The sequence below is a fragment of the Kitasatospora sp. NPDC056800 genome (assembly GCF_042789775.1).
Classification (GTDB): domain Bacteria; phylum Actinomycetota; class Actinomycetes; order Streptomycetales; family Streptomycetaceae; genus Kitasatospora.
The window spans coordinates 17,244-30,642 of the sequence record NZ_JBHUAL010000110.1; the positions used below are offsets into that span (position 1 = coordinate 17,244).

Here is a 13,399-nt window from a genome sequence, read left to right on the forward strand (position 1 = left end):
GATGGCCCGTGCGGTGGGGTGGACCCGCCGTGCAGTCGTCCAGTGCCAATACAGGCAAGGAGCCCGCTCATCGTGTCCGTCTTCGACAAGATCCTGCGCGCCGGCGAGGGCAAGATCCTTCGCAAGCTGCAGCGGATTGCCGCCCAGGTCAACTCCATCGAAGAGGACTTCGTCAACCTCACCGACGCCGAGCTGCGCGCACTGACCGACGAGTACAAGCAGCGGCTCGCGGACGGCGAGACCCTGGACGACATCCTCCCCGAGGCGTTCGCCACCGTCCGTGAGGCCGCCAAGCGCGTGCTCGGCCAGCGGCACTACGACGTCCAGCTCATGGGCGGCGCCGCGCTGCACCACGGGTACGTCGCCGAGATGCGCACCGGTGAGGGCAAGACCCTCGTCGGCACGCTGCCCGCGTACCTGAACGCGCTGACGGGCAAGGGCGTCCACCTGATCACCGTCAACGACTACCTCGCCGAGCGCGACTCGGAGTGGATGGGCCGGGTGCACCGCTTCCTCGGCCTCGAAGTCGGCGTGATCCTGGCCAACATGACGCCCGCCGAGCGCAAGCGCCAGTACGGGATGGACATCACGTACGGCACGAACAACGAGTTCGGCTTCGACTACCTGCGCGACAACATGGCCTGGTCGCAGGACGAACTCGTCCAGCGCGGCCACTACTTCGCGGTCGTCGACGAGGTCGACTCGATCCTGATCGACGAGGCCCGTACCCCGCTGATCATCTCCGGCCCGGCGGACCAGGCGACCAAGTGGTACGCCGACTTCTCCAAGCTGGTGCTGCGCCTGAAGATCGACCGGGACTACGAGGTCGACGAGAAGAAGCGCACGGTCGGCATCCTGGAGGAGGGCGTCAGCCGGGTCGAGGACTACCTGGGCATCGACAACCTCTACGAGTCGGTGAACACCCCGCTGGTCGGCTTCCTGAACAACGCCATCAAGGCGAAGGAGCTGTACAAGCGGGACAAGGACTACGTCGTGATGAACGGCGAGGTCATGATCGTCGACGAGCACACCGGCCGCATCCTGGCCGGCCGCCGCTACAACGAGGGCATGCACCAGGCGATCGAGGCCAAGGAGGGGGTGGAGGTCCAGAACGAGAACCAGACCCTGGCCACCATCACCCTGCAGAACTTCTTCCGGCTGTACGACAAGCTCGCGGGCATGACCGGTACCGGCACCACCGAGGCCGCCGAGTTCCACCAGATCTACAAGCTCGGCGTGGTGCCGATCCCGACCAACAAGACGCCGCTGCGCATCGACCAGCCCGACCTGATCTACAAGTCGGAGCCGGCCAAGTTCGCCGCCGTGGTCGAGGACATCGCCGAGAAGCACGAGAAGGGCCAGCCGGTGCTGGTCGGCACCGTGTCGGTCGAGAAGTCCGAGTACCTGTCGCAGGAGCTGCGCAAGCGCGGCATCCCGCACGAGGTGCTGAACGCCAAGCACCACGAGCGCGAGGCGCAGATCGTCGCGCAGGCCGGCCGCAAGGGCGCCGTCACCGTCGCCACCAACATGGCCGGCCGAGGCACCGACATCATGCTGGGCGGCAACTCCGACCACCTCGCGGCGGCCGAGCTGGCGCAGCGCGGGCTCACCCCGACGGACACCCCGGAGGAGTACGAGGCCGCCTTCCCGGCCGCGCTGGAGAAGGCCAAGGCCTCGGTGAAGGCCGAGCAGGACGAGGTCAAGGAGGCCGGCGGCCTCTACGTCCTCGGTACCGAGCGGCACGAGTCCCGCCGGATCGACAACCAGCTGCGCGGCCGCTCCGGCCGTCAGGGCGACCCGGGCGAGTCCCGCTTCTACCTGTCGCTGGGCGACGACCTGATGCGCCTGTTCAAGGCCGGCATGGTCGAGCGCGTGCTCTCGATGGCCAACGTCCCCGAGGACGTGCCGATCGAGTCCAAGATGGTCACCCGCGCCATCGCCTCCGCGCAGACCCAGGTCGAGCAGCAGAACTTCGAGATCCGCAAGAACGTCCTCAAGTACGACGAGGTGCTCAACCGCCAGCGCGAGGTCATCTACGGCGAGCGCCGCCGGGTGCTGGAGGGCGAGGACCTCCAGGAGCAGGTCGGCCACTTCATGGACGACACCGTCGAGGCGTACGTCCGCGCGGCCACCGGCGAGGGCTTCGAGGACGACTGGGACCTGGACAAGCTCTGGACCGCGCTCAAGCAGCTCTACCCGGTCACCCTGGACCTGGAGGAGCTGGAGGAGGAGGCCGGCGGTCCGGCCGGGCTGACCCCCGAGTTCCTGATCAAGTCCGTCCAGGAGGACATCCAGGGCCAGTACGGCGCCCGCGAGGACCAGCTGGGCGCGGAGATCATGCGCGAGCTGGAGCGCCGGGTCGTGCTGTCGGTGCTGGACCGCCGCTGGCGCGAGCACCTCTACGAGATGGACTACCTCCAGGAGGGCATCGGCCTGCGGGCCATGGCGCAGCGCGACCCGCTGGTCGAGTACCAGCGCGAGGGCTTCGACATGTTCACCGCGATGATGGAGGGCATCAAGGAGGAGTCCGTCGGCTACCTGTTCAACCTGGAGGTCCAGGTCGAGCAGCAGGTCGAGGAGGTCCCGGTCGAGGACGCCCAGGTGGCGCTCGACAAGCTGGAGAAGGACGCCGCCCGCCCGGAGATCAAGGCCAAGGGCCTGGAGGCCCCGAAGCCGCAGCGGCTGCACTACACGGCCCCCTCGGACGAGGTCGGCGGCGGTGTCATCGAGGGCGACTTCGACGACCTCGCGCCGGAGGACGAGGGCGACGGGATGACCCGCGCCGAGCGCCGCAAGGCCGCCAAGTCGGCCAAGGGCCGCCGCCGCAAGGGCTGAGCCGGCCGCCGGCCACCAGCCAGGACGCCACGCAGGGCGCCGTTCCCGGACCGGGACGGCGCCCTGCGCCGTTCCACACCGCCGGGCGTGTGGTCCGTACCGGCGGGCGCGCGGCGGGGCGTTCACCGGGCCTCCACGGCGGTGCACTGCCACTGCCCGGCCGGGCCGCGCTGCTCCAACCGGAAGGCCACCATGTGGTGGCGCCGGCCGAGGTCGACCCGCACGCAGGCCTCGACCGCGTCGGGTGAGGGCGAGCGGTCGTGCACCGGGCCGAGCCGGGGCCGGTCGGCGGGGCCGCCGCGGCGCAGCGCGCCGGCCCGGACCAGCGAGGCGAGCTGCCCGTAGCCGTCCAGGCTGGTGTGCCGCATCAGCTGGCCGGAGGGCCGGGCGCCGGTGAGCACCTCGACCAGCTGGCGGGCGAACCGGGCGGCCAAGGCTCCGGAGCCCGACCCGGCGTCCGGCCCGGGGGCTCCGGTGCAGGCGGCGCGCGGGTGGCGCGGGCGGCGGCCGGCCGGCTCGCAGCCGCCGGCGTCACGCGGACGGCGGTACGGGCGGGCGGCGGGGTGGGCGCTGTACCGGACGGTCACGGGGTGGCTCCTCGGCTGGGTGGTGCGGGTACGGACGGGTCCAGGCTGGGGGCGTCCCGCGCGGGGCGGCAACGGGTTTCCGGGGCGGCCGGGACGGGCCGCCGAATTCACCTATCCGGGGGAACCGACCTGTGCGGCGCCGGGCCGGAGGGGCCGTCCGACGGCGCCCGGTTGACGTGCGGGGACGGGCCGTACGGTCCAAAAGGGGACGCTCCGGCTGGGCGGACCGGGTGGCGGCGCCCGGCCGCCGCATTGCGCCGTACGGGCGCGGCGCGCACCATCGGAGCCTGACCGGGAGCGGACCGCCGGGCTCCCACGACGAGGGACGGCCGGTATGACGACACGGGTGGCGGCCCCGGCGGCCGCGGGCACCGCCCCGCCCGCCGGCGAAGGCGTGCCGCGGTACGGCGTGGTGCTGGGCGGCGGCGGGATGCTCGGCGCGGCCTGGACGGTCGGCGCGCTGTGCGCCGTCGAGGAGGCCACCGGGCGGCAGCCGGGCGGGGCCGACGTCCTGCTGGGCACCTCGGCGGGCGCGATCCTCGCCGCGATGCTGGCCGGCGGCGTCCGCCCCGAGCAGCTGCGCGACCACCAGCGCGGCCTGCCGATCACCGAGGGGCCGCTGGCCGGGACGGCCTTCGACTACGACACCGCCGTCGGCGGCGCGCTGCCGCCCCGCCCCCGGGCCGGGATCGGCTCGCCCGGCCTGCTGCGGGACGCCGTCCGGCACCCGCGCGAGTACCCGCTGCTGACCATGGTCTCGGCGATCGCGCCGCACGGCCGCGGTTCGCTGGCGCCGGTCGGCGAGCTGGTGCGCGGCCTGCTCGGCGACGGCGGAGGGCCGGAGCCCGGCGGCGGGGGATCGCCGCTGCGGGTGGTGGCCGTGGACTACCGCAGCGGCCGCCGGGTGGTCTTCGGCGACCCGGACGCCCCGGCCGTCCCGGTGCCCGACGCCGTGATGGCCTCCTGCGCGATCCCCGGCTGGTTCGCGCCGGTGCGGCTGGACGGCTCGGCGTACGTGGACGGCGGCTGCTGGTCCGCCACCAACGCCGACCTGATGCTCGGCCGGGGCCTGGACGAGGTGTACGTGCTCGCCCCGATGGCCCTGCGGCTGGACCCGAGGCCGGGGCGGGCCGGGCGGCGGGGCCGGGAGGACCGGGAGGGGCAGGACGGCCGGGAGGGCCGGCTCGGGGGCGGCCGCGACACCCTGGCCGCCCTGCGCGAGTGGCGCGCCCGGGACCGTCCGCGCGGCGTGCTCGCCCAGCTGGTGAGCCGCTACCGCCACGCCGTCACCCGGCAGCTGCTGCGCGAGGCCGCCCAGCTGCGGGCCGAGGGCGTCCGGGTGCGGCTGCTCGCGCCGACCCTGGCGGACCTCGCGGTGATGGGCCCGAACATGATGGACCCGGCCCGCCGCGGCGCCATCCTGGAGAGCGCCCTGCGCACCAGCCGGGAGGCGCTCCGGGCCTAGCGCGGCGCCGACGCGGGCCCGGGGCGGGCACCGTACGGCCCCGGCCGCGGGCGCCCGCCCCCGGACCAGGGGTGATCACGGGCGGCCCGGCGGCGCTTATTCTTGGGGCGCTGGAGACTGTGCTGCTGGACGAACCCCGCTGGACGAACCGGAGAGTGCCCCCGATGCGCGTGTACGTGCCCACCACCCTGGCCGGCCTGGCGGCGGCGCACGAGGGCGGCGCCCTGGACCAGTCCGCCGCGTACGCGGTGACGCCCGCGCTGCGCGAGTGGTACGTCAGCGACGACCTGGAGGAGCTGGAGTACGCGGCGCTGAACCGGGCCGCCCAGTCCTCGCTGCGGCTGCTGGCCGCCGACCCGGGGGCCCCGCGCCGCCGGGTGGTGGTGGCGCTGGACGTGGCGGACGGGTCGGTGCGGCCGTTCCCCGGCGACGAGTACCAGGACCAGGCCTCGCTCGGCCGTGTGGTGCTGGCCGGCCCGGTGCGGCTGGCCAAGGCGGCCGCGGTGCACGCCGACGTGTCCGACGACGAGGTGGTCACGGACGTCGCGGCGGCGGTGGCGGCGGTGGCCGCGGCCGACGCCGGCGACCAGGACGCCCAGTTCACCGTGGACGGCGCCGAGGACCACGACCTGCTCTGGTTCGCGACCCAGGAGATCCCCTCCCTGCTCGGGTGAGTTCCGCCCTACCGGCGTGTCACCCGGCCGGGTTACCGTTTCACCCCGTGCGCACTCACATCGTTTGGGACTGGAACGGCACGCTCTTCCACGACATGGAGGCCGTGCTCGGGGCGAGCAACGCCGCGTTCGCGACCATCGGCGTCGGGCCGATGACGCTCCAGGAGTACCGCGAGCAGTACGAGATCCCGATTCCCCGCTTCTACCAGCGCCTGCTCGGCCGGACGCCCTCCGCGGAGGAGTGGCTGAGGCTCGACGACGCGTTCCACGACCGCTACCGGGAGCTCAGCCCGTCCTGCGGGCTGACCGAGGGCGTGCGCGAGCTGTTGGACGGCTGGCGGGCGGCCGGGAACAGCCAGTCGCTGCTGTCGATGTACGAGCACGACAAGCTGGTGCCGCTGGTCGACACCTTCGGCCTGAGCAGCGGTTTCCTGCGGGTGGACGGCCGCAGCGGCCCGTCCGGCGGACAGAAGGCGGAGCACCTGACCCGGCACCTGGCCGCGCTGGGCGAGCGGGTGGACCCGGCCCGTACGGTGCTGATCGGCGACGCCGCGGACGACGCCCTGGCGGCGCTGGGCGCGGGCGCCCACGCGGTGCTCTACACCGGCGGTTCGCACACCCGGGAGAAGCTGGAGCCGGTCGGCGTCCCGGTGGTGGACAGCCTGGCCGAGGCGGTCGAGCTGGCGGGCCGGATCACGGGCTGAACCCCGGGGCCCGCCCGGAAGGGGCGGGACGGGATACCGGCGGACGTGGCGGGCGCCACGTCCGCCGTCCGCGTGTCTGAGCGGGCGGATCGCGCCCCGGCTGGTCAGGCTGGTGTCACACCCGACCAGCCCCAGGACGGAGCCCGCCATGCCCATCGACGCAGTCACCGAGGTGCCGGTCCCGGTCAACGAGCCGGTGCGGGCGTACGCGCCCGGCAGCCCGGAGCGGGACCGGCTGGTGCGGCGGCTGGACGACCTGGCGGCCGAGCAGGTCCCGCTGCCGATGACGATCGGCGGCGAGCAGCGCTTCGGCGGCGGCGAGCGGATCGAGGTGGTGCAGCCGCACCACCACGCCGCCAAGCTGGGCGTGCTCGGCAACGCCACCCGGGAGGACGCCCGGGCGGCGGTGGACGCGGCGCTGGCCGCCGGCCGGCAGTGGCGCTCGCTCTCCTTCGACGACCGCGCGGCGGTCTTCCTGCGCGCCGCCGACCTGCTGGCCGGTCCCTGGCGGGAGACGCTCAACGCGGCCACCATGCTCGGCCAGTCCAAGACCGCGCAGCAGGCGGAGATCGACTCGGCGTGCGAGCTGATCGACTTCTGGCGGTTCAACGTGGGGTTCGCCCGGCAGATCCTGGCGGACCAGCCGATCTCCTCGCCCGGCGTGTGGAACCGCACCGACCACCGCCCGCTGGAAGGTTTCGTCTACGCGGTCACCCCGTTCAACTTCACCGCGATCGCCGGCAACCTGCCGACCGCCCCCGCGCTGATGGGCAACACCGTGGTCTGGAAGCCCGCGCCGACCCAGACCCTGGCCGCGTACCACCTGATGCGGCTGCTGGAGGCGGCCGGCCTGCCGCCCGGGGTGATCAACCTGGTGACCGGCGACGGCCTCCAGGTCTCCCCGGTGGTGCTCGCCGACCCGGCGTTCGCGGGGCTGCACTTCACCGGCTCCACCGCCACCTTCCGCTCCCTGTGGCAGACCGTCGGCGCCAACATCGGCGGCTACCGCACGTACCCGAGGATCGTCGGCGAGACCGGCGGCAAGGACTTCCTGCTGGCCCACCGCTCGGCCGACCCGGAGATCCTGAGGACGGCGCTGATCCGCGGCGCCTTCGAGTACCAGGGCCAGAAGTGCTCGGCGCTCTCCCGCGCCTACCTGCCGCGCAGCCTCTGGCAGCGGATCAAGGACGACTTCCTGGCCGAGGTGGACGCGCTCGCGGTGGGCGACGTGACCGACCTGTCCAACTTCATGGGCGCCCTGATCGACCGGCGCGCCTTCGAGAAGAACCGGGACGCCATCGATCGGGCGAAGGCCGATCCGACGATCGAACTGGCGGCCGGAGGACAGTACGACGACGCGATCGGCTGGTTCGTCCGGCCGACCGTGCTGGTCTCCTCCGACCACCGGGGCGAGATCTTCCGGACCGAGTACTTCGGCCCGATCCTCGCCGTCCACGTCTACGAGGACTCCCGCTGGGACGACGTGCTGCGCCGGGTCGACGCCGGCGCCCCGTACGGCCTGACCGGCTCGGTGATCGCGCAGGATCGTTACGCCATCGCCCAGGCCGTCGAGGAGCTGCGGTTCACCGCGGGGAACTTCTACATCAACGACAAGCCGACCGGCGCGGTGGTCGGCCAGCAGCCCTTCGGCGGCGGCCGGGCCTCCGGCACCAACGACAAGGCGGGCGCCGCGCAGAACCTGCTGCGCTGGACCTCGGCCCGGTCGATCAAGGAGACCTTCGTCCCGCCGACCCACCACGGCCACCCGCACATGGGCTGAGAGTGAACACCGGGCTCCGGTTTGGACATGCTGTCCAGGACGGACCCGACTTCCTGCGGGTTTGCGCCGACCTGTCCCTGTCCACCTTCGATTGATCCGGTTAGGCTGGCTGGCGTCGTCGGGTGGCTGCAGGACGAACGGAACGTCCTACCCGCTGGGAGGGCGTTTCATGCGTGCCATGAGCCCCTTTCAGTCGGATGGTGCGGCAGGATTGCGGTGACCCGTCGGTGTACATCCACACACCACCGAGTCACGCAACGGCGCGCGACAGGAGCCAAGAAGTCATGCAGACCAAGCTGGACGCAGCCAAGGCCGAACTGCTCAAGAAGGCAGCCGCAGCCGCTGAGAACAGCCAGGTGGGGGGAGCGGCGCCGGGGGAGGGTCTGAGCAACGGCGCTCTGACCGCGTACCTGCACCACTACTACCTCCACACCGCGCCCGACGACCTGGTCGACAGAGACCCGGTCGACGTGTACGGCGCGGCCGCCTCCCACTACCGCCTGGGCCTCAAGCGCCCGCAGGGCACCGCCGAGGTGCGGGTCCACACCCCCTCGGTCGAGGAGAACGGCTGGTCCTGCGGCCACACCGTGGTCGAGGTCGTCACGGACGACATGCCCTTCCTGGTCGACTCCGTCACCAACGAGCTGTCCCGCCAGGACCGCGCGATCCACGTCGTGATCCACCCCCAGCTGGTCGTCCGCCGCGACATCACCGGCAAGCTGCTGGAGATCCTGGACGTCGACGCCTGCTCCCGCAGCCAGGCCGCCGGCACCGAGTGGCCCGCCGACGCGACCGTCGAGTCGTGGATGCACATCGAGGTCGACCGCGAGACCGACCGCGAGGACCTGCGCGCCATCGAGGCCGACCTGCGCCGCGTGCTCGGCGACGTCCGCGAGGTCGTCGAGGACTGGGGCAAGATGCGCGAGAGCGCGCTGCGCCTGGCCGACGAGCTGGCCGAGGAGCCCCCGGCCGGCCTGCCCGAGCAGGAGGTCGGCGAGGCCTGGGAGCTGATGCGCTGGCTCGCCGACGACCACTTCACCTTCCTCGGCTACCGCGAGTACGACCTGGTCGAGCACGAGGGCGAGGAGGTCCTCAAGGCCGTCGCCGGGACCGGCCTCGGCATCCTGCGCTCCGACCCGCACAGCCACGACGACGCCCACCACGCCGTCAGCGAGGCCTTCGGCCGGCTCTCCGCGCCGGTGCGCGCCAAGGCCCACGAGAAGAAGCTGCTCGTCCTGACCAAGGCCAACAGCCGGTCCACCGTGCACCGCCCGGCCTACCTGGACTACGTCGGCGTGAAGAAGTTCAACGCCGCCGGCGAGCCGGTCGGCGAGCGCCGCTTCCTCGGCCTGTTCTCCTCCGCCGCCTACACCGAGTCGGTCACCCGCATCCCGGTCGTGCGCCGCAAGGTCCAGGAGGTGCTGGAGGACTCCGGCTTCTCCAGCGAGAGCCACGACGGCCGCGACCTGCTCCAGATCATGGAGACCTTCCCGCGGGACGAGATCTTCCAGACCCCGGCCTCCGAGCTGCTCTCCATCGCGACGAGCGTGCTCTACCTCCAGGAGCGCCGCAAGCTGCGGCTGTTCCTGCGCCAGGACGAGTACGGGCGCTACTTCTCGGCGTTCATCTACCTGCCGCGCGACCGCTACACCACGCGCATCCGGCTGCTGATCACCGACATCCTCAAGGAGGAGCTGAACGGCGCCACCATCGACTACACGGTGTACGCCACCGAGTCGGTGCTGACCCGTCTGCACTTCGTGGTCCGGGTCGCCCCGGGCACCGCGCTGCCGCACCTCAGCGACACGGACATCGAGCGGATCGAGAACCGGCTGGCCGAGGCCGCCCGGTTCTGGATGGACGGCTTCCACGACCAGCTGCACACCGAGCTGGGCGAGGAGCGGGCCGCCGAGCTCGGCCACAAGTACGCCAACGCCTTCCCCGACGGCTACCGCGCCGACTTCCCGCCGCGCACCGCCGTCGCCGACATCAAGCAGATCGAGTCGCTGCACGGCGAGGGCGACTTCCGCCTGAACCTGTACCAGCCGGTCGGCGCCGGCGACGACGAGCGCCGCTTCAAGATCTACCGGGTCGGCGGCCCGATCTCGCTGACCGAGGTCCTGCCGGTGCTCCAGCGCCTGGGCGTCGAGGTGCTGGACGAGCACCCGTACGCGCTGCGCCGCTCCGACGGCAGCACCGCGTGGGTCTACGACTTCGGCCTGAAGCTGCGCGAGGCCACCGAGCTCACCGACGAGGCCCGCGAGCGCTTCCAGGAGACCTTCGCCGCCACCTGGACGGGCAAGGCCGAGAACGACGGCTTCAACGAGCTGGTGCTGACCGCCGGGCTGACCTGGCGCCAGGCGATGATGCTGCGCGCGTACGCCAAGTACCTGCGCCAGGCGGGCTCCACGTTCTCCCAGGACTACATGGAGGACGCGCTCCGCAACAACACCCACTCCACCCGGCTGCTGGTCAACCTGTTCGAGGCCCGGCTGAGCCCGAGCCACCGCGCGGGCGCCCTGGAGCTGACCGAGGGCATCCTGGAGGAGCTGTCCGGCGCCCTCGACGAGGTCGTCTCGCTGGACGAGGACCGCATCCTGCGTTCCTTCCTGAACCTCATCAAGGCGACCCTGCGGACCAACTTCTTCCAGCACGCCGCCTCCGGCGAGTGGCACTCCTACGTGTCGATGAAGTTCGACCCGAAGGCCATCCCGGACCTGCCGGCCCCGCGCCCGGCGTTCGAGATCTGGGTCTACTCGCCGCAGGTCGAGGGCGTCCACCTGCGCTTCGGCAAGGTCGCCCGCGGCGGTCTGCGCTGGTCCGACCGGCGCGAGGACTTCCGCACCGAGATCCTGGGCCTGGTCAAGGCGCAGATGGTCAAGAACACCGTCATCGTCCCGGTCGGCGCCAAGGGCGGCTTCGTCGCCAAGCAGCTGCCGGACCCGGCGGTCGACCGCGACGCCTGGCTGGCCGAGGGCGTCTCCTCGTACAAGACCTTCATCTCGGCGCTGCTCGACATCACCGACAACCTGGTCGGCGGCGAGGTCGTGCACCCGGCCGACGTGGTCCGCCACGACGAGGACGACACCTACCTGGTCGTCGCCGCCGACAAGGGCACCGCGACCTTCTCGGACATCGCCAACGGCGTCGCCGAGTCCTACGGCTTCTGGCTGGGCGACGCGTTCGCCTCCGGCGGCTCGGCCGGCTACGACCACAAGGGCATGGGCATCACCGCCCGCGGCGCCTGGGAGTCGGTCAAGCGCAACTTCCGCGAGCTCGGCGTCGACACCCAGACCGAGGACTTCACCGTCATCGGCATCGGCGACATGTCCGGCGACGTCTTCGGCAACGGCATGCTGCTCAGCGAGCACATCCGCCTGGTCGCCGCCTTCGACCACCGCCACATCTTCCTGGACCCGAACCCGGAGGCGGCCTCCTCGTACGCCGAGCGCCGCCGCCTGTTCGAGCTGCCGCGCAGCTCCTGGGACGACTACGACCGGTCGCTGATCTCGGCCGGCGGCGGGGTCTTCCCGCGCAGCGCCAAGTCGATCCAGCTGACCCCGCAGGTCCGCGCCGCCCTCGGCGTGTCGGCGACCAAGCTGACCCCGGCCGAGCTGATGCGGGCCGTCCTCCAGGCCCCGGTCGACCTGTTCTGGAACGGCGGCATCGGCACCTACGTCAAGGCCTCCACCGAGACCAACGCCGAGGTGGGCGACAAGTCCAACGACGCCATCCGGGTCAACGGCGAGCAGGTCCGGGCCCGGGTCATCGGCGAGGGCGGCAACCTCGGCTGCACCCAGCTCGGCCGCATCGAGTACGCGGCCACCGGCGGCCCGGAGGGCACCGGCGGCTGGATCGACACCGACGCGATCGACAACTCGGCCGGTGTGGACACCTCGGACCACGAGGTCAACATCAAGATCCTGCTCAACCAGGTGGTCGCCGAGGGCGACATGACGGTCAAGCAGCGCAACGTCCTGCTGGCCGAGATGACCGACGAGGTCGGCCACCTGGTGCTGCGCAACAACTACGCGCAGAACGTGGTGCTGGCCAACGCCGTCGCCCAGGCGCACAGCATGGTCAACGTGCACGCCCGGATGATCAGCCGCTTCGAGTCGGCCGGGCAGCTGGACCGCGGGCTGGAGTTCCTGCCCGCCGAGCGCCAGATCCGTGAGCGCCAGCAGAACGGCCGCGGCCTCTCGCAGCCCGAGATGTCCGTCCTGCTCGCCTACACCAAGATCATCCTGGCCGAGGAGCTGCTGGCCACCGAGCTGCCGGACGACCCGTTCTTCCGCACCTCGCTGCACGAGTACTTCCCGACCGCGCTGCGGGCGAGGTTCGCCGAGGCGATCGACAACCACGCGCTGCGCCGCGAGATCATCACCACGCTGATCGTCAACGACACGATCAACCGCGGTGGCTGCACCTTCGCCTTCCGCCTGAAGGAGGAGACCGGCGCGACCTACGAGGAGATCGCCCGGACGCACACCGCCGCGCGGGCCGTCTTCGACCTGGAGCCGATCTGGGCCGAGATCGAGGACCTGGACAACAAGGTCCCGGCCCGGGTGCAGACCAAGATGCGGCTGCACTCGCGGCGCCTGGTCGAGCGCGCCACCCGGTGGATGCTCAACAACCGCCGCCAGCCGCTCGACATCGCCGGCACCATCGAGTTCTTCCACGACCGGGTCAACCAGGTCTGGGCGTCGCTGCCCAAGCCGCTCCGCGGCGAGGACCTGACCTGGTTCGAGTCGATCTACGGCGAGCTCGCCGCGGCCGGGGTGCCGGAGGAGCTGGCCACCCGGATCGCCGGCCTCTCCTCGGTCTTCCCGACCCTGGACGTCGCCGAGGTCGCGGACCGCTCCGGCAAGGACGTCGCCGAGGTCGCCGACCTCTACTACGACCTGGGCGACCGGCTCCAGATCTCGCACCTGCTCGACCGCATCATCGAGCTGCCCCGCACCGACCGCTGGTCGTCGATGGCCCGGGCCGCGATCCGCGAGGACCTCTTCGCGGCGCACGCGGCGCTGACCGCCGACATCCTGGCCTGCGGCCCCGAGGGCGCCACCCCGGAGGAGCGGTACACCGCCTGGGCCGAGCTCAACGCGACCCTGCTGAACCGCGCCAAGAGCACCCTCGACGACATAAGGGGTTCGGACAACTACGAGCTGTCCAGCCTCTCGGTCGCGATGCGCGTCATCCGCACCCTGCTGCGCACCGGTTCGATGCGCTGACGGACGGCTGTACCGGAGGGGCCCGCGGGCCCCGCCGCCGGGCCCGTCCCCCAGGGCGGCCCCCCCCCCCCCGGGCCGGCCCGCGGCGGTGGGTTAAAAACAACAGACGCAGCCCACCACGCG

Annotated in this window: 7 protein-coding genes; 6 read left to right on the forward strand and 1 reads right to left on the reverse strand. The window is 72.2% G+C overall.

Annotation, left to right across the window (positions count from 1 at the left end; translation table 11 throughout):
• Nucleotides 1-72: 72 nt before the first annotated feature.
• Entirely contained in the window at nucleotides 73-2,835 is a 2,763-nt protein-coding gene (gene secA, locus ACFRQN_RS23310) for a preprotein translocase subunit SecA (RefSeq protein WP_049657305.1), read from the forward strand.
• Nucleotides 2,836-2,957: 122 nt separating this feature from the next.
• Here secA and ACFRQN_RS23315 read toward each other — a convergent pair whose 3' ends face one another.
• Nucleotides 2,958-3,422 carry an Rv3235 family protein gene (locus ACFRQN_RS23315; protein WP_380741841.1) on the reverse strand — a complete coding sequence of 155 codons (465 nt, stop codon included), beginning with the start codon at nucleotides 3,420-3,422 and terminating at the stop codon, nucleotides 2,958-2,960.
• A 334-nt stretch (nucleotides 3,423-3,756) separates the two neighbouring features.
• Here ACFRQN_RS23315 and ACFRQN_RS23320 point away from each other — a divergent pair, with 334 nt between their 5' ends.
• From ACFRQN_RS23320 to ACFRQN_RS23340, 5 genes are all read left to right on the forward strand, one after another.
• Nucleotides 3,757-4,887, forward strand: a complete 1,131-nt coding sequence (locus ACFRQN_RS23320; RefSeq protein WP_380741843.1) for a patatin-like phospholipase family protein — start codon at nucleotides 3,757-3,759, stop codon at nucleotides 4,885-4,887.
• 164 nt (nucleotides 4,888-5,051) lie between these two features.
• Complete coding sequence (locus tag ACFRQN_RS23325; RefSeq protein WP_049653861.1) at nucleotides 5,052-5,561, forward strand: DUF6912 family protein; 510 nt, start codon at nucleotides 5,052-5,054, stop codon at nucleotides 5,559-5,561.
• 47 nt (nucleotides 5,562-5,608) lie between these two features.
• The gene (locus tag ACFRQN_RS23330; protein ID WP_082345870.1) at nucleotides 5,609-6,265 is read left to right on the forward strand and encodes an HAD family hydrolase; all 657 of its coding nucleotides are present in this window, start codon (nucleotides 5,609-5,611) and stop codon (nucleotides 6,263-6,265) included.
• A 154-nt stretch (nucleotides 6,266-6,419) separates the two neighbouring features.
• Complete coding sequence (gene pruA, locus ACFRQN_RS23335; RefSeq protein ID WP_117491750.1) at nucleotides 6,420-8,045, forward strand: L-glutamate gamma-semialdehyde dehydrogenase; 1,626 nt, start codon at nucleotides 6,420-6,422, stop codon at nucleotides 8,043-8,045.
• A 284-nt stretch (nucleotides 8,046-8,329) separates the two neighbouring features.
• Nucleotides 8,330-13,276, forward strand: a complete 4,947-nt coding sequence (locus tag ACFRQN_RS23340; protein WP_049653850.1) for an NAD-glutamate dehydrogenase — start codon at nucleotides 8,330-8,332, stop codon at nucleotides 13,274-13,276.
• The last annotated feature ends 123 nt before the right edge of the window (nucleotides 13,277-13,399 follow it).